General features: G+C 36.6%; 24 protein-coding genes. All 24 read right to left on the bottom strand.

All coding sequences use genetic code 11. The annotated features are described in order from the left end of the window. Positions 1–195: 195 nt before the first annotated feature. The 24 genes from Ana3638_RS16170 to Ana3638_RS16055 all read right to left on the bottom strand — a co-directional run bounded on the left by Ana3638_RS16170 (position 196) and on the right by Ana3638_RS16055 (position 25,116). Positions 196–639, bottom strand: a complete 444-nt coding sequence (locus tag Ana3638_RS16170; RefSeq protein ID WP_161838959.1) for a hypothetical protein — start codon at positions 637–639, stop codon at positions 196–198. 35 nt (positions 640–674) lie between these two features. Further along, a complete protein-coding gene (locus tag Ana3638_RS16165) occupies positions 675–1,601 on the bottom strand; it encodes a bifunctional riboflavin kinase/FAD synthetase (RefSeq protein WP_161838958.1) in 927 nt (308 codons plus the stop codon). A gap of 126 nt (positions 1,602–1,727) precedes the next feature. After that, entirely contained in the window at positions 1,728–2,651 is a 924-nt protein-coding gene (gene truB / locus Ana3638_RS16160; protein WP_161838957.1) for a tRNA pseudouridine(55) synthase TruB, read from the bottom strand. Further along, positions 2,648–3,631 carry a DHH family phosphoesterase gene (locus Ana3638_RS16155; protein WP_161838956.1) on the bottom strand — a complete coding sequence of 328 codons (984 nt, stop codon included), beginning with the start codon at positions 3,629–3,631 and terminating at the stop codon, positions 2,648–2,650. Before Ana3638_RS16155 ends, truB begins: the two co-directional genes overlap by 4 nt. 132 nt (positions 3,632–3,763) lie before the next feature. Beyond that, positions 3,764–4,246: a 30S ribosome-binding factor RbfA gene (gene rbfA / locus Ana3638_RS26840; RefSeq protein ID WP_161840588.1), complete on the bottom strand. Its 483-nt coding sequence runs from the start codon at positions 4,244–4,246 to the stop codon at positions 3,764–3,766. Positions 4,247–4,648: 402 nt separating this feature from the next. Continuing rightward, positions 4,649–7,750, bottom strand: a complete 3,102-nt coding sequence (gene infB / locus Ana3638_RS16145) for a translation initiation factor IF-2 (RefSeq protein ID WP_161838955.1) — start codon at positions 7,748–7,750, stop codon at positions 4,649–4,651. A gap of 18 nt (positions 7,751–7,768) precedes the next feature. Next, positions 7,769–8,149: a L7Ae/L30e/S12e/Gadd45 family ribosomal protein gene (locus Ana3638_RS16140; protein WP_246240298.1), complete on the bottom strand. Its 381-nt coding sequence runs from the start codon at positions 8,147–8,149 to the stop codon at positions 7,769–7,771. Then, positions 8,139–8,414 (bottom strand): RNase P modulator RnpM, encoded by a 276-nt coding sequence (gene rnpM / locus Ana3638_RS16135; protein WP_161838954.1) that lies wholly within the window; start codon positions 8,412–8,414, stop codon positions 8,139–8,141. The genes Ana3638_RS16140 and rnpM overlap by 11 nt, the downstream gene beginning before the upstream one ends. 7 nt (positions 8,415–8,421) lie before the next feature. Then, a complete protein-coding gene (gene nusA / locus Ana3638_RS16130; protein WP_161838953.1) occupies positions 8,422–9,477 on the bottom strand; it encodes a transcription termination factor NusA in 1,056 nt (351 codons plus the stop codon). A 54-nt stretch (positions 9,478–9,531) separates the two neighbouring features. Further along, positions 9,532–9,999 carry a ribosome maturation factor RimP gene (gene rimP, locus Ana3638_RS16125; RefSeq protein WP_161838952.1) on the bottom strand — a complete coding sequence of 156 codons (468 nt, stop codon included), beginning with the start codon at positions 9,997–9,999 and terminating at the stop codon, positions 9,532–9,534. A 257-nt stretch (positions 10,000–10,256) separates the two neighbouring features. Beyond that, on the bottom strand, positions 10,257–11,516 hold the full coding sequence (gene hisIE, locus Ana3638_RS25760; RefSeq protein WP_161838951.1) for a bifunctional phosphoribosyl-AMP cyclohydrolase/phosphoribosyl-ATP diphosphatase HisIE: 1,260 nt from the start codon (positions 11,514–11,516) through the stop codon (positions 10,257–10,259). 193 nt (positions 11,517–11,709) lie between these two features. Further along, complete coding sequence (hisB, locus tag Ana3638_RS16115; protein ID WP_161838950.1) at positions 11,710–12,300, bottom strand: imidazoleglycerol-phosphate dehydratase HisB; 591 nt, start codon at positions 12,298–12,300, stop codon at positions 11,710–11,712. Between the two features lie 16 nt (positions 12,301–12,316). Further along, a complete protein-coding gene (gene hisD, locus Ana3638_RS16110) occupies positions 12,317–13,609 on the bottom strand; it encodes a histidinol dehydrogenase (protein ID WP_161838949.1) in 1,293 nt (430 codons plus the stop codon). A gap of 4 nt (positions 13,610–13,613) precedes the next feature. After that, positions 13,614–14,267: an ATP phosphoribosyltransferase gene (gene hisG / locus Ana3638_RS16105; protein ID WP_161838948.1), complete on the bottom strand. Its 654-nt coding sequence runs from the start codon at positions 14,265–14,267 to the stop codon at positions 13,614–13,616. A 20-nt stretch (positions 14,268–14,287) separates the two neighbouring features. Continuing rightward, positions 14,288–15,547, bottom strand: coding sequence for an ATP phosphoribosyltransferase regulatory subunit (gene hisZ / locus Ana3638_RS16100; RefSeq protein WP_161838947.1), 1,260 nt, complete (start codon positions 15,545–15,547; stop codon positions 14,288–14,290). A 271-nt stretch (positions 15,548–15,818) separates the two neighbouring features. Then, a complete protein-coding gene (locus tag Ana3638_RS16095; protein ID WP_161838946.1) occupies positions 15,819–16,376 on the bottom strand; it encodes a Holliday junction resolvase RecU in 558 nt (185 codons plus the stop codon). Positions 16,377–16,441: 65 nt separating this feature from the next. After that, positions 16,442–17,404, bottom strand: a complete 963-nt coding sequence (locus Ana3638_RS16090) for an RluA family pseudouridine synthase (protein WP_161838945.1) — start codon at positions 17,402–17,404, stop codon at positions 16,442–16,444. 77 nt (positions 17,405–17,481) lie between these two features. Continuing rightward, positions 17,482–18,126 (bottom strand): HAD family hydrolase, encoded by a 645-nt coding sequence (locus Ana3638_RS16085; RefSeq protein WP_161840586.1) that lies wholly within the window; start codon positions 18,124–18,126, stop codon positions 17,482–17,484. A gap of 66 nt (positions 18,127–18,192) precedes the next feature. After that, on the bottom strand, positions 18,193–18,915 hold the full coding sequence (locus Ana3638_RS16080) for a pseudouridine synthase (protein WP_330587609.1): 723 nt from the start codon (positions 18,913–18,915) through the stop codon (positions 18,193–18,195). A 204-nt stretch (positions 18,916–19,119) separates the two neighbouring features. After that, positions 19,120–20,508 (bottom strand): RsmF rRNA methyltransferase first C-terminal domain-containing protein, encoded by a 1,389-nt coding sequence (locus Ana3638_RS16075; RefSeq protein WP_161838943.1) that lies wholly within the window; start codon positions 20,506–20,508, stop codon positions 19,120–19,122. A 26-nt stretch (positions 20,509–20,534) separates the two neighbouring features. Beyond that, a complete protein-coding gene (locus Ana3638_RS16070; RefSeq protein ID WP_161838942.1) occupies positions 20,535–21,338 on the bottom strand; it encodes a GTP pyrophosphokinase in 804 nt (267 codons plus the stop codon). Between the two features lie 265 nt (positions 21,339–21,603). Next, positions 21,604–22,617: a M23 family metallopeptidase gene (locus tag Ana3638_RS16065; RefSeq protein WP_246240295.1), complete on the bottom strand. Its 1,014-nt coding sequence runs from the start codon at positions 22,615–22,617 to the stop codon at positions 21,604–21,606. 247 nt (positions 22,618–22,864) lie between these two features. Further along, entirely contained in the window at positions 22,865–23,698 is an 834-nt protein-coding gene (locus Ana3638_RS16060) for a prenyltransferase/squalene oxidase repeat-containing protein (protein ID WP_161838941.1), read from the bottom strand. A gap of 80 nt (positions 23,699–23,778) precedes the next feature. Continuing rightward, entirely contained in the window at positions 23,779–25,116 is a 1,338-nt protein-coding gene (locus Ana3638_RS16055) for an LCP family protein (RefSeq protein ID WP_161838940.1), read from the bottom strand. Between the last annotated feature and the right edge of the window lie 46 nt (positions 25,117–25,162).

The raw sequence follows: 25,162 nt of genomic DNA, 5'->3' as shown, positions 1-25,162 counted from the left end.
CTTTCATTATGCATTATTTTATAATATTATTCTATCCCAAAATTAATCAAATTATTTATAAAATTTTTCATTATTTGTTTCATTTATATTGTATTCAAAATGGTATATTGGATAAGATATGGGATACGAAAGAAGTTATGTATTTTTCAAAGCACTCATCCGATATATCTTGGTTATGTAAATAAAAAAACTATATTATTTTACTAATTTTACCTCTTTTAATATAGCTAAAATTATATTTGCAGGAAATAACCGTTGTTCAAATAAAAGAGTCAAAGATAAAATTCCCTGAATAAATCCTATCAAAAAAAATATTACATGAAGAGAAGCAACAGCCTGAAGCATAATACATTGTACAATAATCCAAATAACTAAAGCCCCGCTAAAAACACCGCTTACATACCCTTGATACCGTGTCTTAAAGTGAAACAGAAAAGCACAAAAAATATTTCCAAAACCCATAACAAGAAACAAGATCAATCCCGGTATAAAAAAATTATGAAACGGGGAGTACTTTAAAGCATCGACTGTAATTCCAAGCGGCTTCCACGGATTGGTAATTGCTGCAAAACCACCTGCCAAAGCTCCAAAACCAACAAATAAATGCACTATAAATAAAGTACCGCGTATTATCTTCATACTCATTCCTCCTATTATTACAAAAAGTTTTTATTTTAATAACTTACCTTTGCAAAATATTCTCGTCCGAATGTTATGTCTTTTTGCATCTGTGCTTTCAATTCATCCAATGAATGAAATTTAACCTCACGTCTCTCTAAGCTATACAAACAAACTTCAATGGTGGTACCATATAAATCAGAATCAAAATCAATTATATACGTTTCAACCCTGGGTTCCGGCGTAGTACCCACCGTCGGATTAAATCCGATATTAGTTACTCCGGGATATTTTTTACCGTTTATTATGGTAATTGATGCATAAACACCATTTGGCGGCAGTAATTTATGTTCCGCCGGAATCAGGTTTGTAGTAGGAAATCCTAAAGTACGCCCTATTTTTCTGCCATGCTGCACCTCTCCTATTATGGAAAATGGTCTGCCTAACATGGAATTTGCCTTTTCTATATGTCCTTCCAAAAGTTCATTACGGATATAAGTACTGCTGATTACCTGATCTTCTAATTTCATTTTGTCAAATACAACTAACTCATAACCATAAGTACCAGACATACTTTGAAGTAAAGCTACATTTCCTCTCCGCTTATGTCCAAAACGAAAGTCCGAACCGACAACTATCATCCTTGCATCCAGTTTATTAATCAAAACATCTTTAATAAAATCCTCCGGTTCCATGGAAGCAGTTTCTTCCGTAAAGGGATATGAGACCAAAACATCCAAACCGCTTTGTTCCAACAAATACCGTTTTTCCTCTTCCGTATAAATAGTGTCAATTTCTTTATCTGAAAACAGGTTATTTGGATGAAACATAAAAGTAAACATCACAGCCTGATATCCTTTACTTTTTTGCTCTAATATCTTATTCAGCAAAAGTTGATGTCCGCGATGTATTCCATCAAATTTTCCCAAAGATACGGCTGAATTATGAAGTTTAAAATCAGTTCTTCCTGTTATATATTCCATATTTTCCACCCATTGCATATCGCAGGATGCCTGCGATAGTGCCACAAATAAGAAAAAGTGAAAGAATCTACATGTGGCATCTTTCTTTTACTAAATTTTCTTTCACTTATATGCTCCTATTAATGTCTATAAAAACATTTTTACCGGTTTATAAATTTTATCTTTTAACACATATTCATATATCCCGATAAATTGATTCTGCCAGTCATAAACCCGTACAAATCCGTTATTTTCATTAACATTACTATTATACCATGGAACGGCTTCTTTTTTTAACTGATCGATATGAAAACTGTTGCCATTATATATTAATTTCGTATATTCCTCTGCTACAATAATTTTGGGGTAATCAGGGAACATATCATCCGCTTTTATAATAAAATCCTGTAAACGTTCCTGCATGAAAGCCGCTTGAACTTCCGACAATTTTAAACTGTTTTCCAAGGTAAAGGCTCCTGCTTTAGTTCTTAACAAACTTTTCATACAACCGCCGCACCCTAAACTGGCACCGATATCATGACATAAGGTTCTGATATAAGTACCCTTTGAACATTCCACCGACATTCTTATTTCATGCTTTTCTTCATTAAATTCAAGAATCCGGATATTATGTATCCTTACTTTTCTAGGCTCCCTTTCAATCTCCTTACCCGCCCTGGCCAGTTCATACAAGCGTTTTCCGCCTACTTTTATGGCAGAATACATGGGCGGTAATTGATTGTAATCTCCGATAAAACTAAAAATAGCCTTCTCAATCTGCTCTCTGTCTGCAGTAACTTCATAAGTACTTATTACAGTACCGGTTATGTCCTGCGTATCCGTAGTTAATCCAAGTGACAGAACCGCTTCATAGATCTTATCCTTATCTGTCAGTATATCACATAATTTTGTTGCATTTCCAAGGCAAACAGGCAGTACCCCTTCCGCATCAGGATCCAGGGTACCGGTATGACCGATTTTTTTCTGCTTTATAATGCCTCTTAATTTAGCAACAACATCATGGGAAGTAAATCCTTTTTCTTTATATACATTGATGATTCCGTTAATCAATATTCTGACTCCTGTTCACTTGTTAAATTCGCTAATTGGTGTTCTATATGTCCGGTCAGATTATTTACTACATCATGAATGGTACCGTGCATCGTACAGCCGGCTGCCTTAATATGTCCGCCTCCGCCAAAATAAGACGCAATCTTTCTGACATCAACATCTCCGTTAGCGCGCATACTCACCTTATACTCATGAAAATCCGTTTCATAAAGAAGTATGGCTACCTCCACACCTTTCGTAATCCTGAGTTGGTCTATGATACCATCCAAATCCGCAGAGGTTGAATCATAAAACTCCAGCATTTTTTTACTAACGGATGATACAATACACTTACCGTCAAGAATTAACATGCTTTCTAACAGACATCTACCTAAAATCTGGTTCTGATGATAGTTTTTAATATAAAAAGTTTCATCAATCATCTGGGAAAACGGAACACCTATGGAAATAAGTTTTCCGGCTATATTCATGGTTTTTTCCGAAGTATTGGAATGCTTAAATACTCCGGTATCATGAATGATCCCGAGATATAACGCTTTTGCTATTGTAATATCTATTTTTTCTTCTTCAAATAAACCAAAAAGCACTTCGCAGGTTGAGCTTGCTTTTTCTTCCACATGATTAGCGTTCGCAAATTTCAAATTGCTGATATGATGATCTATATTTATGGTTTTATTTGCTTGTTCAAAATAAACCTGAGCAAATCCTAAGCGGTCTAAACTGCTGCTGTCTAATGATATAAAAGCATCATAAATAATACTATCCATATTCTCCTGCTTAATTACTTCGGTATCTCCAATGATTTTAAATTTTTCCGGTATTGTCTCCAGATATAAATCGATAACCGGATCCCCGGATAGATTTTTCTTCAAATAATGATATAATGCCAGACAGGACCCCACGCAATCGCCGTCTGGTCTGACGTGACCGGCAATTCCTATGGTTCTGGCATTTCTTAATTCATCTAATACATTTTTCATACTAACCTCCATACACAAACAATGCCAGTAAAGCAATATATCGTTTGATTATTCAAACTAATGCTGCTTTAACAGGCATCCCACCATGTTTGTACCATTCCGGGCTACTTTTCATTATCCATTTTAAATTATTTACTCTTGATCTAATTTTGTTTCATTTATTACTTTCATATCGTCTTCTACATCATCTTCCGAATTATCCTCAGAGTCATAACCATCATCTTCCTCTTCCAAAGAAGAATCCTCAGTTTGTTCATTCTCTAAATCTTTATTTACCTCATGAATTAACCTGGACATATTGACACCATATTCTATGGATTGATCCAAAATAAAGGTAAGCTCCGGTGTGTTACGCAGATTGATACTTCTGGCTAATTGCCCTCTCATATAAGGAGCTGCACTTCTTAAACCGGCCAAAGTGTTTTTCTGTGATTCTTCATCACCCAGAACACTGATATAAACTTTAGCATGTTTTAAATCCGGAGCTACCTCAACGGCAACGACTGAGGTCATTGGATTGATCCTTGGATCTTTAATTTCTCTGCTGATAAGCTGACTTAATTCCCGCTGAACTTCTCCGTTAATTCTTGTATTTTTAATACTGTTTTTTCTCATTTTTACACCTATTGCATACCGCAAAATGGTTTGCGGTACTGCCTCAAAATAAACAGGTTGAAAGAATCCATCTTGTGGCATCCTTTCACTTTCTATATTTTCTTTCAACCTTCCCGTCCGATGCCACTCCTGCGGCATCCTAAATTATGGGTAAGAAGCTGGTAATAAGCCCCGTCTGTACTTATTTCCAGATTCTTTTCAATGAAGATGCTTTTTCTTCACACTAACCGCCATGTTATTTCCAACGCGCCTCATGTTTGGGCCGAGGATTTCGTTGCATACCGCAAGAAAACCGCCTCAATTAATATAGCAGCGCCATAACGGAACTGAGTAACAGTCCGTTTTTATGGCGCATATATTTTAACTTACTATAAATTGGTACAATGATTCCACATGTTCTTATTATCTGGGAACTTCCTGCATAATATACAATTCTACGGTATCAAATTCTTTAATGTCATTAAATTTTTCAAATACAAGACCGCATTCATATCCTGCTGCCACTTCTTTTACGTCATCTTTAAATCTCTTTAAGGAAGCCAGGGCACCTTCAAATATGAGTTCGCCCTCTCTTGTTATTCTAGCGGAACAACCTCTCGTAATTTTACCGTCTAGTACATAGGAACCTGCAATAGTTCCAAGGCCGGAAGCTTTAAATACCTGCCTAACTTCCGCATGACCGATGACTTTTTCCTCATAAGTAGGATCAAGCATACCTTTCATGGCTGCTTCCACATCTTCAATCGCATTATAAATTACACGATAAAGTCTTAAATCTACCTTTTCACGGTCTGCAAGCTCCTTAGCCGTATTGTCCGGACGAACATTAAAGCCAATAATAATCGCGTTGGAGGTACTTGCCAGTGAAACGTCAGATTCATTAATAGTACCTACACCACCGTGGATAATACGTACCGCTACTTCTTCATTACTAAGTTTAACCAGACTTTGTTTAACCGCTTCCACAGAACCCTGAACATCGGCCTTAATAATCAGGTTAAGTTCTTTAACGTTACCGGCTTTAATTTGTGAGAATAAGCCGTCTAAAGATAATTTTGCTTTGGTATCTGCTAAGAGTCGTTCCCTTCCCTGTGATATATAAGTTTCTGAAATGGAACGTGCTTCTTTTTCATTATCGGTTGCAATAAAGATTTCACCTGCATCAGGCACTTCATTTAAACCTAATATTTCCACTGGAGTGGATGGAGTTGCTTCTTTTACACGTCTTCCTTTATCATCCATCATTGCTCTTACTTTACCGTAAGAGGAGCCGATGGCAATCGCATCACCCACATGTAATGTACCCTTTTGTACAAGAATGGTAGCAACCGGACCGCGGCCTTTGTCTAGTTCCGCTTCGATAACAATACCTCTGGCATTACGGTTAGGATTGGCTTTTAATTCAACCATTTCGGCTGTAAGTATGATCATTTCCAATAATTGATCAATCCCTTCCTTAGTGTGGGCTGAAACCGGAACAAATACCGTATCACCGCCCCAGTCTTCCGCAACCAGTTCATATTCTGTTAATTCCTGTTTCACACGTTCGATATTTGCACTTGGTTTATCTATTTTATTGATTGCTACGATTATCTGAATACCGGCAGCTTTCGCATGGCTGATAGCTTCTACGGTCTGAGGCATAACACCGTCGTCGGCAGCGACAACTAAAATTGCAATATCCGTAGACTGTGCTCCTCTCATTCTCATGGAAGTAAATGCTTCATGACCCGGTGTATCTAAAAATGTAATTTTTTCCCCATTAACTTCAACTACATAAGCGCCGATATGCTGGGTTATTCCGCCTGCTTCATGAGAGGTTACGTTAGTTTCACGAATGGCATCCAAAAGAGATGTTTTACCGTGATCGACATGACCCATAACACAAACTACAGGAGGGCGTTTTACTAAATTTTCTTCGTCTTCTTCCTTTTCCTTAAGTAATTCTTCGATTACGTCCACTTTAACTTCATGCTCTGCAATGATATCAAATTCAATTGCGATTTCTTCCGCTTCTTCGAATGATATCTCCTGGTTAATGGATACCATTTTACCTGCTAAGAAAAGCTTCTTTACCAATGCAGATGCAGGCAATTTCATTTTGTCTGCCAATTCTTTAATTGTTAATACATCCGGAAGTGTAATTGTTTTAACGTCATCTTCTTTCGTTTCCTGAATCTGTACAGGCTTTGGTTTAATAAACTGGCCTTTTTTCGGTATTTTGATTTCCTCTATGCCGTCATTATCAATTTCCTTATGAGTATAATTGGTTTTTGTGTTTTTTGTATTTTTATTGGCTCTGCTGTTTCTATTGTTGGCAGAATCACTTCTTGACATTCCTATCGGAGCGTCAAATTTCTTCGCATCACTGCTTCTGGAATCTGATCTGCCAGGAGTTCTTTTCCTTACATCTCCGTCTTTATTATAATCATCTTTGTCTTTGTTCATTCCGCCGAAGCCGGAACCAAAGTTTCTATTCTGGTAACCGCCGGAATTCTCTGAACCACTCTGTGATCTGTTATAGTTATTATAACCGCTGTTTTGACCCGGTCTGTTATTTTGCGAATTATATGGTCGACCGCCTTGGTTTGGTCTGTCATTTCCATTATTATAGCTATTCGGTCTTCCCTGCCCATTATTCATTGGACGGCTTTGATCCTGATTATAAGGACGGTTTTGACGGTATTGTCCATTAGATTGATTATTCTGTCCATAAGGGCGGTTCTGACCGGATTGGCTGCCTTGACCAACCGGGCGGTTCTGACCCTGCTGACCTCCTTGACCATAGGAACCACCCTGGTTATAAGGACGGTTTTGTCCCTGACTATTTTGATTATAAGGACGGTATTGTCCCTGACCATCCTGATTATACGGACGATTTTGCCCCTGACCATTCTGATTATACGGACGGTTCTGTCCGCCTTGATTCTGGTTATAAGGACGGTTCTGACCCTGCCCGTTATTCTGACCATAGTTACGGTTTTGCATGGATGAATGCTGATTACCCTGACCGGAATTCCTCATACCACTGTCACCGGCGGTTCTTTGTCCTTGCTGATCACCCTGTGGTCTGTTATAAGGGCGGTTTTGTCCTTGCCCATTTTGATTATAAGGACGATTTTGATTATATTGTCCAGGTGTTCTTTGATCACCGGTATTACCTTGATTGTATCTGGTATTTCCTTGGTTATTTTGCCCAGTATAACTGTTTCCGGCAGGTCTGTTATTTTGTTGTGCAACAGAAGCTGTATGAACTGTAGTACTGGAAGCCGGTGTAGTTGGAGCCTGAGCTGCCTTGGAAACATTGTCTGATTTAATTGCCGGTTGAGCCTCAGCCGGTTTCACATTAGACCCAAAATGACTCCTAACCATAGAAACAGTATTATCATCAATACTGCTCATATGGCTTTTTACTTCCATACCTTTTTCATTTAAAAAAGTTATAATATCTTTACTGTGTTTATCTATTTCCTTTGCTAATTCATATATTTTAATTTTTGCCATACTTACTACCTCCACTTTTTACGACCTGGTGTATGTGTCCATACTTCCATCCTTGTTGATTGTGTTCAGTTGCTTTTCTACCGCATCAGCCAAGCCTTGGTCTAACAGAACCAGAGATGCTCTGAATTCTTTTCCTATTGCGTGGCCGAGATTTGTTTTTTCACCAAAAAAGTAAATCGGCACTTTATAGTAAGTACACATATTGGTAAACATTTTTTTCGTATTATCTGATGCATCCTCAGCAACAATTACTAATTTAGCCCTGCCTTCCTTAACGGTTTTTTCTGCCATGAATTCGCCGCTTAAAAGATGACCCGCTTTGGCTGCTATTCCAATATAAGAAAATACTTTTTTTTGTGCAATAGGCCTGGGCCCGGTATTATCCTTTTCATAATTCAAGTCCACTCAGCTCCTTTTCTAATTCTTCATAGACTTCTCGCGGAATACTCACCTTTAAGGAACGTTCCAGTCCACGGCTTTTTGCGGCTTTCTGAAGACATTCTGTTGATTTGCATATGTATGCTCCTCTTCCGTTCTTCTTGCCGGTAGCGTCAATAATGATATTCTCCTCCGGTGTTTTTATAACCCTGATCATATCTTTTTTATTTTTCATTTCCCCGCATCCGATACATTGTCTTTGGGGAATTTTTTTCGCAACACTCATTAATTACCTACTCCCATCCATACCCTTCTGCTTGCGATTCGCTCTTAATATCTATTTTATAACCGGTAAGTCTGGCTGCTAATCTGGCATTCTGTCCTTCTTTACCGATAGCAAGGGATAATTGATAATCCGGTACGATAACGCGGGCACTTTTCTCGCCCTCTTCTACATATACGGATACTACTTTTGCAGGACTTAAGGCATTCTCAATTAAAACTACCGGATCATCGCTCCAATTAATAATGTCTATTTTCTCGCCCCTTAATTCATTCACAATCGCATTAACTCTGGCACCATTCATACCAACACAAGCCCCAACAGGATCTACATCCGGATTATTGGAGTATACTGCCATTTTCGTTCTGGAGCCTGCTTCTCTGGAAATACTCTTAATTTCCACAGTACCATCCTTTACTTCGGTTACTTCTGCCTCAAACAGCCGTTTTACCAATTCCGGATGTGTTCTTGAAACAGTGATTCTGGGACCTTTTGTGGTATCTTTTACTTCTAATACATATAGCTTAATACGATCCGTAGGTTTGAAATGTTCTGTTCTCACTTGCTCATTTTCCGTTAAAACAGCATCTACTTTACCAAGATTGATACTTACATTATTACCTACATAACGCTGTACAATACCGGTTACTACATCTTTTTCCTTACTGTAATACTGATTAAATAAAACTTTTCTTTCTTCTTCCCTGATTTTTTGTACTACCACCTGTTTTGCTTTCTGGGCGGCAATACGTCCGAAATTTTTAGGAGTTACTTCAACATTAACGATATCACCGATATTATTTTTTGGATATTTTAATTTTGCTTCCAGGGCATTGATTTGTGTTACAGGGTCCACTACGGTTTCAACGATTTCTCTTTCAGCATAAACAGCAACCGCACCGGTTTCCCTGTTAATATTTACCCTGATATTATCTGCCTTGCCAAAATGATTTTTGCAGGCTGCTACTAAGGAATTCTCCATAGCTTCCAATAATATTTCTTTGCTGATATCTTTTTCCCTTTCAATCTGATTTAATGCATCAATTAACTCTTTGTTGTTATTCATTTTCTGCTGATCCTCCTCATAAATGTTCTTAGTTCTATCCCTTAAAAATAAGTCTTAAAAATCAAAAGCTAAACGAATGAGTGCCGTATTGGAACGCGGGATATCTATGGTACTTTCATCTTCCAGTTTAATTATGAATTTTTCATCATCGTAACCAACCAGAAAACCTACGATTTCTTTCTGTTTATTAATTGGTTTATAAAGTTTAATTTCAACTTCTTTATTTATACTCCTTGCATAATCCTTTTCTTTCTTTAACTGCCTGCCTAAGCCAGGTGAACTGACTTCAAGAATATACGCATCCGGTATAAAGTCATGCTGATCCAATAAATCGCTCAATGCTCTGCTGGCTAATTCACAATCATCAACTGTAATACCGCCCTCTTTATCAATAAAGGCACGGAGATACCAGTTACCGCCTTCTTTTACATATTCTACATCAACAAGTTCAAAATTATTTTTTTGCATTATGGGTTCTAACAGTTTTTCAGTCTTCTGTTCATATTCTTCTTTTTTAGTCATTATAATAACCAAACCTTTCTCACAACCTGCTTATGCTCTTTGGACATAATTCCTGAAGAATAGCGCCTTTTGCCATTCTTTTCAAGCCTCGTATCCGAAGCTTTTGGCCCGCATATTCTATACGAGTCTATTCACACAAATATAAAGAGTGGACTTTCGTCCACTCCCATTCGTCACTGTATCATACTTACGTTAGCTTATTATAGCACTAATTATTTTATTATGCAAGCCATAATATTAAAATATTTCCATTTTACTTATCTTCTATGTGCAAGTTCCTTAACAATATCGGACCAATCCAAATTACACTCTGCCATAAGTACCATCATATGGTAGAGGAAGTCTGAAATTTCATACTTTAATTCTTCCGAATCCGGGTTTTTAGCCGCAATAATTATCTCTGTAGCCTCTTCCCCGCATTTTTTTAATATCTTATCAATTCCTTTTTCAAACAGGTAATTGGTATAGGAACCTTCCTTTGGATTTTTTTTACGGTCCAGAATTACATTAAACACTTCATTAAAAACTGTCAGAGGATTGGTATCATCATATTCTTTCTTAACCAGTTCCGTATAAAAACAGGACCCATTGCCGGTATGGCAGGCTGGTCCTATCTGCAGGACTTTCGCTAAGATGGTATCCTTATCACAGTCTAACATAAGAGCTTTGACATATTGATAATGACCGGAGGTTTCGCCCTTAGTCCATAAAGTGCTTCGGCTTCTGCTGTAATAAGTCATCTTACCGGTTTCTATTGTTTTTCTGAAAGCTTCTTCATTCATGTATGCGACCATCAAAACTTCACCGGTCTTATATTCCTGAACAACTACCGGAATCAAACCGTCATTATTTAATTTAAATTCACTGAATTTAATACTGCTGTCAAAGGTATTTACCTCTATATTCTGTGCTTTTAAAGATAATTTTACTTTGAACATGTCTTTATTTTTATAATAATTCGTTGAAATGCCAAGTACCGTAACCGGTTCTAATAAAGAAGCTATATCATTACTCGACAGACTGTCGCGTATAATAACCGGAATCTCAAGTGAATTAATTGAATCAGTTAAGTCTTTGGTTAATTCAACATGTTTTAACAATAAAGCATAAACACCCAAGTCTTTGATTATATCAATAAAATCTTTATTATGAATATCCTTATAATCTTCTAATTCAAGAATGATCGTATCATTACCGAATCGTTCGGAAGCTTCTTTCACTACGTTGTTGTTTTTTAACAAAGAGTATTTTATCATTACATAGGAAGCACCGGTATACAAAGCTTTTTTAACATCTTCAAATCGTTCCACATAACATCCTATATAAACAGGAATATCAATATGTTTTGTAATTTCTTTTACCGCACCTAAAAATTCCTCTCTGGATGCTTCATCCTTAGAATAATTATATACAAATAATTCATCCGCTCCGCCGATTTCATACTGGACCGCCTCTGAAATAACATTAACCGGCAATTCATTTTCGCAATTTATAAAAGGAATAATTTTTTTATACAACGCTGCGCCTCCAAAATACTATTTATAATAGGCAATTGCGAAACTCCAATATTGTATCTATATACCATGCAATTAATACAATTTCAGAGCCAAATCTGTCCCAGAGGGCAACTGAAGCTATGAAATTCGTATCGATTGTATGGTATATTCTAAAAACTATATAGTTTCGCAATTACCTATACTATTTTTATTACTAATCTACCGTACCTTTCGTTGAAAGGACATCCGAAATCCGGGTATCCTGTCCGATTGCTTCATCGAGTGCTCTTGCAAACGCTTTAAATAAAGCTTCGATAATATGATGATTGTTTGAACCATGAAGTAATTTTAAATGCAGATTCATTCCCGCCGCATAACTTATGGCATAAAAAAATTCTTTTACCAATTCCGTATCCATATAACCGACACGTTCAACGGTTAAAGATACATCATAAACCAGATATGGTCTGCCTGATAAATCAATGGCACACAAAACCAGGGTTTCATCCATGGGAAGGACGGAATCACCGTATCTTTTAATTCCTTTTTTATCTCCCAGCGCTGCCTTGATTGCCTGACCTAATACAATACCCGTATCTTCTACGGTATGATGAGCATCTACGTGTAAATCTCCAACAACATTTAATTTTAAGTCAAAAAAACCATGTCTTGCGAAGCTGTTTAACATATGGTCAAAAAAACCGATTCCTGTATTAATATCCGATATTCCGGTTCCATCTAAATTAAGCTGCAATACAATACTTGTTTCATTTGTTTTTCTTTGAATTTCCGCAGTTCTTCCCAATTTCTTTGCCCCCTTTTTATGATTCGAAGCGAACGGATATGGAATTAGCATGGGCAGTTAAACCCTCCGCCTTGGCAAATTTAACAATATCCGGGTAGATTGGTTTAAGCGCCTCTTTTGAATAAGAAATAATACTGGATTTTTTAATAAAATCATCCACACTTAGGGGTGAGAAAAATTTAGCAGTGCCATTTGTGGGTAAAACATGGTTAGGACCGGCAAAATAATCACCTAATGGTTCGCTGCTGTATTCGCCTAAGAAAATAGCACCGGCATTTTGAATTTTGGTCATTACTAAAAACGGATCCCTGGTTATAATCTCCAAATGTTCGGAAGCTATTTCATTGGCTGTTTCAATTGCATCCTCCATAGAATCCGCTAATAAAATATAACCATAATTATCTAACGATTTCTGAATGATATCTCTTCTTGATAACTGTTCCGTAAATTTAGCAGCTTCTATTGATACTTGTTCCGCTATTTCTTTGCTGGTGGTGATTAATATGGCGGACGCAAGCTCATCATGTTCAGCCTGAGACAAAAGGTCTGCAGCGACATATCTTGGATTCGCTGTCTCATCTGCAATTACTAATATTTCACTGGGACCGGCTATTGAATCTATGCTTACATGTCCATATACTGCTTTTTTAGCTAATGCTACATAGATATTTCCCGGTCCGACAATTTTATCTACTTTTTTAATACTTTCTGTTCCATGGGCTAAAGCTGCAATGGCTTGTGCCCCGCCCACTTTATATATTTCCGTAACTCCTGCTTCTTTGGCCGCAACTAAAGTTCCGGAATATACTTTACCGTCTTTATCCGGAGGTGTTACCATTGCAATTCTCTTCACACCGGCAACTTTGGCAGGTATAACGTTCATTAATACGGAAGAGGGATAGGCTGCCTTTCCTCCCGGAACATAAACTCCGACAGAACCGATAGCAGTTACTTTCTGCCCTAAAATAATACCGTTTGGTTCACTGTCAAACCAGCTATATTGTTTCTGTTTTGTATGATATGTTTCTATATTATATGCAGCTTTTCGGATTACTTCCAATACGGATGGATCAATTAAAGAGTATGCTTCCTTAATTTCTTCCTCGGTAACCCGGATATTTCCGCTGTTTATATCTGCTTTATCAAATTGTTTCGTATAATAAGATAATGCCTGGTCTTTTTGCGATTTAACCTCGTTAATAATTTCATTTACTGTTTTCGCATATTTTTCATATTGGCCTGGACTTCTTTTTAATAAGTTTTCCAGAATATCTTTTTTAGATTCTGAATCCAACTTAATTATCTTCATACACTTAGACCTCCTTAGTACTTAGTAGGACTTCCTTTAAATTAGTAATTAATTTGGTTATCCTTTCATGTTCCATCTTCATACTTACCTGGTTTACTACCATACGCGCGGAGAGCGGGCATATTTCCTCCAAAACTTCCAACCCATTCTCCTTAAGTGTAGAACCAGTTTCAACGATATCAACAATTACTTCAGACAAACCGACGATAGGGGCTAATTCGATGGAACCGTTTAATTTAATAATTTCGACCGTCTGATGTTTTTTATTATAAAAATAATCCTTCGCTATATTAGGGTATTTCGTTGCAACGCGGATCAGTTCACCATGCCTCAACAATTCTCCGGCTTCTTTAGGGCCTGCCACACACATCCTGCATTTGCCAAGTCCTAAATCAATTACCTCATATAACTTACGGCCTTCTTCCAATATGGTGTCCCTGCCAACGACTCCGATATCCGCAGCCCCATACTCTACATAGGTAGGTACATCGTTGGCTTTTGCAAGGAAAATTTTTATTTTCAAATCTTCATTAGCAAAGATTAATTTCCGGGAATTGGGATCTTTCATTTCTTCGCAGGTAATACCGATTTGTTCTAATATCTCCAGGGTCTTTTTTGCTAATCTGCCCTTAGCCAAAGCAAATGTTAAATATCTCATAAAACCTCCTTTTCTAAAACTTACCTTATTAAATCCTTAATGTTCGCCTCCTGTATTTCACTGCTTTCGGAATTAATTACTTTAATCAGTTCCGCAGTTTCATAATACAGTATGCCTCCATTCCCATTACGTTTCGAATATGCTATATATTCTTCCAGGGATGTGTTATCTCTTACACGTAATAACTCAATATTCATTCCCTGATTTCTGAAATGGTTGGCCAGAGCGATGGCATTCTCCAAGAGGTTATGGTGATATAAAATCAAGGTGTTTTCTGTTTCCGGTTTTATTTCAATCTTCTGTCTGGATAAGGCAAGCATAAGCTGGTCTACCATAATGGCTAATCCGATTGCAGGTGCGTCTTTTCCAAACTGACCCACAAGATTATCATAACGTCCTCCATTAGCAATGGTATCCCCGGTGCCGTAGGTATAAGCCCTAAAAATGATTCCTGTATAATAATTATATTTGCTTAACATACCAAGGTCAAAAGTAATATACTTCTCCAGCCCATATGCAGTTAAAATTGTATATAATTGTTCCAGACGTTCAATCGCTTTTAATGCTCTAAGGTTTGTTGTTAAAGATTTTGCAGAGATCAGTTTATCGATTGTTCCAAATAACTCTGGTAAAGTAAGAAATACATGTTTTAATTCGGAACTGATTTCTTTGCTTGAAATTAATTCTTCCACCCCAAACATATTTTTCTTTTCAATTAATATTCGCAGCTGATACTCTTCTTCTTCATCAAAACCAGCCTCTTCCACCAGACCTCGGAAAAAGTCCGCCTCACCGATTTCAACCTGAAATTCTTTAAGACCCGCTTCTAATAAACATTCTATCGTTAAAGCTAACATCTCTGCATCGGCATCTGTAGAACTGTCATTGATTAATTCCGCACCTAACTGGGTAGATTCTTTTAGCTTTCCCTGATAACTGCTGTTGTTGATAAAGGTACTTCCCATGTAGGATAACCGAATGGGAAAAGACTCTTCTTTATAATATTTCGCAGCACATCTTGCTATTGATGGAGTAATATCCGGTCTAAGTACTAAAGTATTACCGTCACGGTCAAAAAATTTATACATGTCCTTTGCAGCAACCGTACCACGTTCTTTACTGAATATATCAAAGAATTCAAAGGTTGGTGTCTGTATATCTTTAAAACCATGGAGTTTCATAACATGATGCAGACGGTTTTGTAATTGTAATTTTCTCTCACATTCTGCATTATAGATATCTCTTACCCCTTCCGGTGTATGTAGTAATTTTTCTATCATAGTTTCCTCCAAGTTTTAAATTTATAAACAAACTTCAGTTTTAAGGTTTTCTTCCGGTTTAAAACTCTTTACCGTGGTAACGTGATAATTCACTACCATAATAATGTTAACTATTATAGTACAATCCTTTCATTAAGTCAACCGTCTGAATCTTTTTTATAATAGTTATGCCAAATTGCAGATATACATGTCTCGGGTTTTCTGAGCATTTTGCTTCGCTCCACTCTCAAAAACAATCACAGAACCAAACTGAACTATAACAAATGATTCGTTATTTCTTTGATTCGCCAAGTTCCGGATCCCGGCACTCTATATCTTTAGCGATATTCTCAAGATAATGTATAAATAAATTGTTTTTACATGAAATTTCATGATCCAAATCTAATTCCTCAAAACGAAAGCTCTTTCTTCCGCCGTTTTTTGCTCTATCCCAAAACCGGGATAGTTGTTTAAAAGGCAGATAATAATAAAAATTTCTCTTGGAATAATAAATCAACAGGAAAGCAATCCCTCCCTGTTCTTCGAAATCTCTCATAAAATTAACCTGATGTTCATGTACATTCTGAAGTGCGAAGGTATCGGTCGCACATTCTTTCGCGTCAAAACATACCGGCACTCCCTGTACAACGCCAATATAATCTACCGTACTTTTCTCTTCAAAATAAGCAAGTGTAATATGCCTTTTCTCCTTATCAATATTCGTTGGTGTTATTGGCGTAGGAATTTTTTGTATCAGCGCCAGCTTTTTTTCCCGGTATCTGGTATTGGTTATATTGATTAATTCCTCCAGTGCAGAACCTCTAAGACCTCTGGAATTCCATGAAGGCATAGCTTTCTCCTTTCATTTACAATATAATTTAGGTAATTGTGAAACTTTATAGTTTTCTGAATATACTACAATAATTTGTTCTGTATCTTCAGAAAATAATCCGGCACCTGGGCAATTAATTCTTTCCCTGACAAGTGCTCAAATTCCCCGTACATATGCGGAAATATAAGCTGATAGGCATGTAACAACTGATGTTCTAATCCAAACTCTTTTCTTAACTCGGTATTTAGCATTTTATTCCCATATTTGCCGTCCCCTGCTATAGGATGCCCTATACTGCCTAGATGTGCACGTATCTGGTGTGTTTTACCCGTAATCAGTTTAACCTTTAACAAGGTATATTTATCATTGTATTGAACCGGCTGATATTCGGTCTGAATCGGCTCGCTTCCCTCAGAAAACTTTTCTGATATTGAAACTTTATTCGTTTTCTCATCTTTTCTTAAATAACCGGTTATTTTCTGGGCTTCTTTAATGGATCCTTTAACAATACACAAATAATATTTATCCAAAGTCCTTATTCTAAACAATTCCGACATAGTCTGTAAGCCTAGGAGCGTTTTGCCTGCGACTACCAGCCCGCTGGTATTTCTATCTAATCGGTTGCAGATTCCGGGTTTAAAAGTCTGCAGTTCTTCTGTATTTATCTTACCTTGTGCTAATAGATAGGAAATTATATGTTCCACTAATGATATGTCATCTTTTTCTGCTTTTTGAGATAATAATCCTGCAGGTTTATTAACTATAAGGATATTGGAATCCTCATAAACAACCGTGAAATTATAATCTACAATTGTAGTACAAAATGATTCGCTGAAATTTTCTATTGTTTCATCGGACAGAAAAAGTTTAATTTCATCATTAATTTGAGTTTTTTCAGAACCATCCGCTTTTTTCCCGTTTAAAGTAATATTTTTTTTCCGGAGCATTTTATAGATGAAGCTTTTCGGTGCCTTATTTAATTGTTTCAGAAGAAGCTTATCCAGGCGCTGACCGGCTTCGTTTTTGTCCACTTTTATTATTTTCATATAATTACTCTCAGTTCCTATCGAAAATATAGTATAAAATATAATTTATACTTTTTTAACCTAAATGAATGGATCTCTCAAAACAGTTCTTTGAAAGACTCTATATAATAATCTGCCAGTTCCTGTTTCTTATTGTTATCTTCTTTGGTAAAATGGTCGTAAACAGCGCAAACTTTCATACCTGCATGTTTACCGGCCATAATTCCCTGAATAACATCTTCAAATACCAGACACTTATCCGCCGGTACTTTTAAATCTTTCGCAACTAACAGATAGATATCCGGAGCAGGTTTCCCTTTTTCCACTTCACAGGAAGTGCGAATAGACGAAAAATACTCTTTTACATTTAACTTATCGATAACTAAATCTACCAATTCTCTTGAATTACTGGTCGCTATCCCAGCTTTTATACCATTTTCATTTAAAAACTGCAGCAGCTTCAAAGCTCCTGTTTTTAACGGAACCTGTGTCATATATTTATCCCATGCCATCTGATTCCATTCCTCTTTGATCTCTTCTATGGTTAAATTCATAGCAAAACGTGTTTTAAAGTAAACTGCCGTTTCCGAAAAACTCATTCCTTCTATTTCACTCTGCAGATTTTCAGGAAATTCTATCCCGTATTTGCCTAAAAACTCAATATCAATATCACGCCACATCCACATGGAATCAACCAAGGTTCCATCCAGATCAAATATCACTGCCTTAATATCCTGAAACATACCATTCATATTTTATACCCGTTACATGTCAAAGATCAGCCTGTGACACGCAATTTTCTTTCACACTTATTCATTTCCTTTTAATTTATTTAATTCATTCTCAGTAAGCTTGCGGTACTCTCCCGGTGCCAGAGATTCGTCCAGTTCCAATTCACCCATACTTAATCTTTTTAAATAGAGTACCTCTTTAGAAACAGCCTCAAACATTCTCTTTACCTGGTGAAATTTACCCTCATATATGGTTACTTTTATAACCGATACTTCACCGGCTTCCAATATTTCCAGCTGTGCCGGGAGTGTAATAAAGTCTTCTTCCAATTTTATACCCGCCTTAAACTTTACTACATCTTCCTTAGTGACCAATCCTTTTATTTGGGCGTAATATACTTTGGGAACATGTTTTTTGGGAGAAAGTAACCGGTGTGCCAAATCACCGTCATTGGTTATTAACAATAACCCTTCCGTATCTTTATCCAACCGGCCCACCGGAAATAAATCTTTATTCTTACTGCTTTTTATTAATTCTACAACTGTCTCACAATGGTTATCAACCGTTGCAGAAACCACACCGGCAGGTTTATTTAGCATATAATATTCCGTAGACTCATATGTTATCTGTTCCTTATCAAAATATACTTCGGACTTTACGGTGTCCAGCTTTATATCCGGTTCTTTTACCACAATTCCGTTTACTTCTACTCTTCCTTTTCTGATATAACTCTTTACTTCGCTTCTGGTGCCAATACCCATATCAGCAAGATATTTATCTAATCGGACCGGTGTACTCATATCCGCCATCCTCTCTTATTTTATAATCATAGGGAATTGCGAAACATCATTATTTCATTGATATACCATATAATTAATACAATATCAGAGCTGAATCTTGCCTCAAGGCAACTGAAGCTATGAAATTCGTATTAATTATATGGTATATTCTGAAAACAAAATAGTTTCACAATTACCAAGTATAATCATATTAGGTAATTGCATTTACATCCATCGCCAGCCAGGCAGATATTTATTTTTTAAAACATTAGAGCTTAACTTTCCCCAGCCCAGCGGATATCCATCTACGCACAACAGATTCCACCCTTCCTGATATTCACCTGTCACAGTTATAGTTTCACATTTTAAATATTTTACCACATCCGGATTATCTGCCGTTAAATTAATTATTTTAGAATAATCCTGGCTTTTTAAGGTACAGGCTAAAGCCTGACTTGGTTCAAACCGGTTCTTTTTTATTTCACCCAGGAATAATCCTGGCCTTAGTATACGGAGTCCCTTAATACTTGGAATATCTCCAGGTAACAGGTAAAGTTTATCTTCTCTTAAATTTAGGTTCTTATAATCTATGGTCAGCTCAAGTTGATTTAAGAATTCTACCGCTTCCCCGGACAAACTTATTTTATCCTTGTTCTCTGCACAAGAGCCAGCAACAGCGCCATCCGAGGTTTTTTCCAACAAAGTTATAAAATGTCCTTCCCCGTGGATACGGTGAGGCCATAACCGGATGCAGTTGGTTAATTCCTCCGGTCCATCCACCCATTCCGGCCTGCCAAAAGAAAATCCGTCGTAGGAAACCCCGCTTGTGCTTTCCTCCTTTAACGGATTTAACACACGGAATTCAGGATATTGTTCCATCAAAAACTTTATTGTACCTTCATTTTCCTCCGGTGAAAATGTGCAGGTAGAATAGAGCATTTTACCTCCTGGTTTTAACATCTTTGCGGCACTTAATATAATCTCTTTCTGTAGTTTATTATAATAATCCACCCCGTACTGTTCCCAGTTTTTCATAATGGAGGGTGTCTTTCGAAACATTCCTTCGCCTGAACAGGGAGCATCTACCAAAATCTTATCAAAATATCCTTCAAAATAGTTTACTAATTTCGCAGGTGCTTCACTGACAACAATTGCATTTTTCACACCAAACAGCTCAATATTTTTTAACAGCGCTTTTGCTCTGGAATTACTGATATCATTTGCAACTAATACACCTTCTCCTTTTAGTTTTGCGGCTAATTCCGTACTTTTTCCGCCGGGAGCGGCACATAAATCCAACACTTTATCTCCAGGGCTGACCGGAAGTAAATTAGCAGGTGTCATTGCACTGGGTTCCTGTATATAATATAAACCGGCATAATAATAGGGATGCCTTGCCGGCTGATCTTTTGCGTCATAATAATAACCGTTTTCAATCCATGGAATTCGTTTAATTTCATAAGGACAAATTTTCTCAAATTCTTCCGGTGTTATTTTTAAGGTATTAACCCTTAAGCCGCTGTAATGTTTCTCATGGAAGCATTTTATATATTCTTCATATTCCTCCCTTAATAACTCCCTCATCCGGTTTTCAAAAAGCTTTGGTAATGTCATTGGTTTCTCCTTAAACTGTACTTTCCTTATCTTAGGCTTTGTGCCCGATATCCTTCTGATATAATATCCAATTCTTTATTAAAACGTTCTAACTGTTCCAAATCGCCGGATTCGTAGATTTGGAAAAACTCATCCTGTATCTTAACAACTTCTCTTTTATTCGCCACTTTATATAGATTCTGGATATTAGTTAATATATCTGCAACCATATTAGCTTTAATTTTAAAGGAATTTTGCGCATCCATAATTTCATCCCGGACAGAAGACATCTCCTGGTCTAATATAATAACGGCATCTGCTGCTTTTGACAGCCTGTCCCGGATATGTTCCGGCATATTCTGCTTATATTTATATTGCAGGGAATGTTCTATGGTAGACCAGAAATTCATAGCCAGTGTACGTATCTGTATTTCCGCCTGCAATTCTTTTGTTCCCTTTAGAGTCTGAACGGTATAATAAATAATTATATGATAGCTTCGATAACCGCTTGGTTTCATCTTCGTGATATAATCCTTTTCACTTTTAATCCGCATATCAGTTCTTTTTTTAATTATTTCCACTACTTTCTGAATATCTTCAACAAATTGGCATATAATACGGATTCCCGCAATATCTTCCACTTTTTCTTCCATATCTTCTAAGGCTATCTGCTTCTTTTGTGCTTTCTCCAATATACTGGAAATTGTTTTAACCCGTCCGTTAACCTGTTCAATCGGTGAATAATCCCCTGTTTTCCGATATTCTTCAATAATATGATTAAATTTTACAACTAGTTCATCTACTGCCAAAAAGTATGGATCCAGTATTTCCCTCCATAATTGTATCTCCATCTAACCTCACTCCTTGTCCCCCATATAATTAATTCATATTATTATATCATGAATGTTGCTCCAATCGGATTTTACAAGCAAGCTTGCAATTCCTCATTCCGCTTCATTATAGCATGAACGAAAACCTGTGTTCATGCTCTTGTTGCTCCAATCGGATTTTACAAGCAAGCTTGTAATTCCTCATTCCGCTTCATTATATCATAAACCTATTTGTTTGTGGAAAATATTTTATATTTACACAATTCCTGGTGCAAAACCCAGCCACTTATTTCTCCTTACTGCCCTTTATTGATTCTAAATAAAGTAAAATAGAATACGGATTTACACTTAATTCCCCAAAATCCGTCTCAACATAAATTCCCACATGCAAATGTACATCAAATTCACCGACGGTTCCTTCTGCCCCGTATCCGCTGTCTCCCATGTAACCTAAGAAATCTCCTGCATTTATGCTGTCACCGATTTTTAAATCCGGTGCATACGACTCCAAGTGTGCGTAATAATAATATGCACCATATGTACCGCGGACTCCGATTCGATAGCCGCCCTGTTCCAACCATCCCATCTTTTCAACGGTTCCGTCCGTCATACTGACAATCGGATATACCCCTCTTAAATTTTCCTTAGACATAATATCCGTACCCTCATGCCTTCTGTTACCGCCGTAACTTCGATAGGCATTCCAGGTATCAATAAAAGTAACATTTAGCTCTCCATCAGAATTAGGAATTACGGGAAAACATTTGATATCTCCAAGTATGGCTTTATAATAAGCTTTTAATTCCATAAAACTTTTGTTTTGAGATAAATTACTGATAAGAAAATTACTGTTGCTTTTACCGATATTTCTGGCATTATTTAAATTATATCTGTTTAACAGCATGGCTAAAGTAATATAATCCGCCGTATCATAAGTCTGCGATCCCTTTTTTGTGTTTATTTCATTTGATTCTAATTCCTTATCCATTTTCCTTTTTATATCTTTTATCATCTTTGACGGTATTAGCATTTCACGAAAGGAATCGTAATCAATTCCTTCTTCCTTTAGCTGTTCCACTGCAATATTTAACTCAATCCGGTTTAAGGTAATTCCCACGATAAATGTGGTAATGATAAATAACAGGAAATAAAAACGAAGTTGTCTTCCAATAATGAAAGTATCACTCCTGTTACTTCTATTATAAGTATAAGGATTAAGCTCTCTGTTTATATATTGGTTTCTTGTTCTATAATGATTCTGTAATCTCCTTTTTTTATATAAATTCTTACTAGAAAACATAATTATCTCCGGATATAGTTTGGACGTCCTTATTATTATATGTTTGCCAAAAAAAGATATGCTTAAAACTCATATTTTAACATAAAGGGCAATTACAAAATTCTTATAGTATAAACTTGTAAATGCTCAAGTTAAGTAAACTAAAGATTTTGCAATCGCCCTTTTATTATAAACTACTATATTTTGAAGTAAATTACATAAGAATAAATTTCTATTTATAAACTTCTAAGAAATGCTCTTTGTTTTATCATTTTCTGCGGTTTTTTAAGATCTCGTGATAACGTTTTGTTGCCAAAGTACTTGGTTCCCCTTTTTTACAGAAAGAATAATCAGCCAGTTTCGGAACAACACGCTGGACAACAACCTGTCCATCCACCATTTTTGATTCCAAAGCTTCCAAAGCTTCAAGAAAACGCTTATCCTCTTTCGCGCGGTTATAAAAGGATAATACATAGACATAAACAAAAAGATTATAGTTACGAAATGGATATTCGACCTGCATGAACAAGGTACCTATTCCATAATGGCATGGGCCGATTGGTTTTCGGATTGTCCAATGTTCAAGTAAGAAATCCACGGCTCTGTCAAGCATTGGTTCTTTATTTAGATAATCACTGAACCGGAATGCATTCAGGGCAGTAAGGGTTGGAAATGGGTTTGAATATTCAGTCTCCGGCCCTTTTCCAAAACTGAACTTATTACAGCGCCAGCCGCCATCTGTATATTGGGTATCTAAAAGGTGCCGGAAAGTTTTTTGAAGTCTGGTATCAAGAGTATAACCCATGTGGCAAAGCACATTGGTTGCATTAACGGTGTGACAAGGATAAACAGAGCCTTGCGGATACAACTTAAAACTTCCATCTTCCCTCCATGTGCCAAATATTAAATCAGCACATTCTTTGAGCAAAGGCTCCGTGGGTTCCAAACCTAATTCCAATAAATAAAACACACATTCCAAAGTGGAAAACGGCGCTCCTTTTATCAGGCGTTTGTCAGATGTAGTCCAATAGTCAGCTCCATTATCATATCGATGTGATAATATTGCTTCAAAATCTGATAAATATTGTTTCTCTATAGACATTTTATTTAACCCCATTTCCGCTTGCGATATGACCTAATTCATAAACTCTCACAAAGGTAATAGTAAGCTTGTAAAAGTTATTATTTTTTTAAAGCGTAATCATTTCCAAAAATGAATTCATGTAATATCTCAATATTCTCCTGAAGATCCGGAATTAAAACGGACATTTTCCGTACATAACCCTCATCAAAGGTATGATCGGCAGGGAGTCTTAAATTTTGTATTTGTGTTACCCCCAAAGACATCGCTGTCCTTAAATAAGTCTCAAAATCATCTTGTTTGATATCTGTAGTAATAAGCGGCAGGATATCATTCATTAATAATACCAGTTCCGGCATACTTTTAGATTTATACTGATCAAAGATGGCATTTAAAACCGTTCTCTGTCTGGATGTTCTTCCAAAATCATTAATCTGCTCATCCCCTGTTGCCACATAACGGACTCTGCAATATCCCAATGCCTGATTTCCATTCAGAACTTGGGAGCCTCCCACGACATTCCTGAATTCCGGTTTTGAAATATAATTCGTTGTATTTAAATAATTTGCTTCCTCGTCAGTTAATGTGATTCGAACCCCGCCAAGTTTGTTGATGACATTTTCAAAATCATCGAAACCTACTAAAACATAACCATCTAATTTAATGTCAAAATTCAATTCTATGGTTTGATAAAGTAAAGGGATTCCTCCAATCTCATAGGCTGTATTTAATTTATTATCTTTATTACCCGGTATCTGTACCAGCATATCTCTCATTAAAGAAGTTAATTTAAAGGATTTATCCGTGGTGTTCATAGTTGCAATCATCATTATGTCAGTGCGTCCGCGACCGCTGCCGGAATCTATCGCTTCTTCTCCTAATAACAAGATATTGGTTATTCCTTCTTCTATCCTGGCACCGTCGTCCGTTGTATTGGTATCCCATTGCACCGGAGTTTCCGTAGGCTGGGCTGGGGATTCTGGCAAAGCTTCTTCTACGTCATCTACAACTTCCTGGGTAACTACATTTAAGCCTTCATCATAATTCATTTTACCATAAGCATAATTTGCCGCTGTCTGCCATAAAAAATTTCTGCCTAATGGGGTTAAAAATAAAAAAACAAAAATGCCTAAAATCGTTCCTACTCCGATAAGCGTGTATTTGATTTTAGAAGTTTTTCCCTTTTTGGTTTTGTTTTGATTCAGCCCGTTTTGTAATTCCATCTCACTTAAGACTTGTCTGCTTAATGATTTATTTAAATTATCAAATATCTCTTCATCATTATTAATAACGATTTCTTTCTCTATAGGTTCTTCTGTTATTAACTCATCAATAAACTGCATATAATCAAATTGTTCATCGGAAAAATTGTCTGCTTTTCCTTTATCAAATGTAGAATCCTTAGACACTTCTGGATTATTTCGTTTCTGCTTATTCATATAATAACTCCCGCATATTCATTCACAATTTAATTTCCAAATACTG

This window comes from Anaerocolumna sedimenticola (genome assembly GCF_009931695.1).
Lineage (GTDB): Bacteria > Bacillota > Clostridia > Lachnospirales > Lachnospiraceae > Anaerocolumna > Anaerocolumna sedimenticola.
The sequence above is the reverse complement of the archived record's forward strand: the minus strand, read 5'-3'. Positions and strand labels throughout refer to the sequence as shown.

Excerpts from the sequence above, each read along its gene's own strand:
- Ana3638_RS16085 (WP_161840586.1), bottom strand. The coding sequence starts at position 18,126 with ATGTTTCAGGATATTAAGGCAGTGATATTTGATCTGGATGGAACCTTG.
- hisZ (WP_161838947.1), bottom strand. The coding sequence starts at position 15,547 with ATGATAGAAAAATTACTACATACACCGGAAGGGGTAAGAGATATCTAT.
- Ana3638_RS16090 (WP_161838945.1), bottom strand. The coding sequence starts at position 17,404 with ATGAAAATAATAAAAGTGGACAAAAACGAAGCCGGTCAGCGCCTGGAT.
- rnpM (WP_161838954.1), bottom strand. The coding sequence starts at position 8,414 with ATGAGTGTTGCGAAAAAAATTCCCCAAAGACAATGTATCGGATGCGGG.
- hisG (WP_161838948.1), bottom strand. The coding sequence starts at position 14,267 with ATGAGATATTTAACATTTGCTTTGGCTAAGGGCAGATTAGCAAAAAAG.
- Ana3638_RS16055 (WP_161838940.1), bottom strand. The coding sequence starts at position 25,116 with ATGAATAAGCAGAAACGAAATAATCCAGAAGTGTCTAAGGATTCTACA.
- hisD (WP_161838949.1), bottom strand. The coding sequence starts at position 13,609 with ATGAAGATAATTAAGTTGGATTCAGAATCTAAAAAAGATATTCTGGAA.
- Ana3638_RS16075 (WP_161838943.1), bottom strand. The coding sequence starts at position 20,508 with ATGACATTACCAAAGCTTTTTGAAAACCGGATGAGGGAGTTATTAAGG.
- Ana3638_RS16070 (WP_161838942.1), bottom strand. The coding sequence starts at position 21,338 with ATGGAGATACAATTATGGAGGGAAATACTGGATCCATACTTTTTGGCA.
- Ana3638_RS16060 (WP_161838941.1), bottom strand. The coding sequence starts at position 23,698 with ATGTCTATAGAGAAACAATATTTATCAGATTTTGAAGCAATATTATCA.
- rbfA (WP_161840588.1), bottom strand. The coding sequence starts at position 4,246 with ATGAGAAAAAACAGTATTAAAAATACAAGAATTAACGGAGAAGTTCAG.
- nusA (WP_161838953.1), bottom strand. The coding sequence starts at position 9,477 with ATGAATAACAACAAAGAGTTAATTGATGCATTAAATCAGATTGAAAGG.
- Ana3638_RS16165 (WP_161838958.1), bottom strand. The coding sequence starts at position 1,601 with ATGGAATATATAACAGGAAGAACTGATTTTAAACTTCATAATTCAGCC.
- rimP (WP_161838952.1), bottom strand. The coding sequence starts at position 9,999 with ATGACTAAAAAAGAAGAATATGAACAGAAGACTGAAAAACTGTTAGAA.
- Ana3638_RS16155 (WP_161838956.1), bottom strand. The coding sequence starts at position 3,631 with ATGAAAAATGTATTAGATGAATTAAGAAATGCCAGAACCATAGGAATT.
- infB (WP_161838955.1), bottom strand. The coding sequence starts at position 7,750 with ATGGCAAAAATTAAAATATATGAATTAGCAAAGGAAATAGATAAACAC.
- Ana3638_RS16095 (WP_161838946.1), bottom strand. The coding sequence starts at position 16,376 with ATGCCTTCATGGAATTCCAGAGGTCTTAGAGGTTCTGCACTGGAGGAA.
- Ana3638_RS16080 (WP_330587609.1), bottom strand. The coding sequence starts at position 18,915 with ATGAGTACACCGGTCCGATTAGATAAATATCTTGCTGATATGGGTATT.
- Ana3638_RS16170 (WP_161838959.1), bottom strand. The coding sequence starts at position 639 with ATGAAGATAATACGCGGTACTTTATTTATAGTGCATTTATTTGTTGGT.
- Ana3638_RS16065 (WP_246240295.1), bottom strand. The coding sequence starts at position 22,617 with ATGTTTTCTAGTAAGAATTTATATAAAAAAAGGAGATTACAGAATCAT.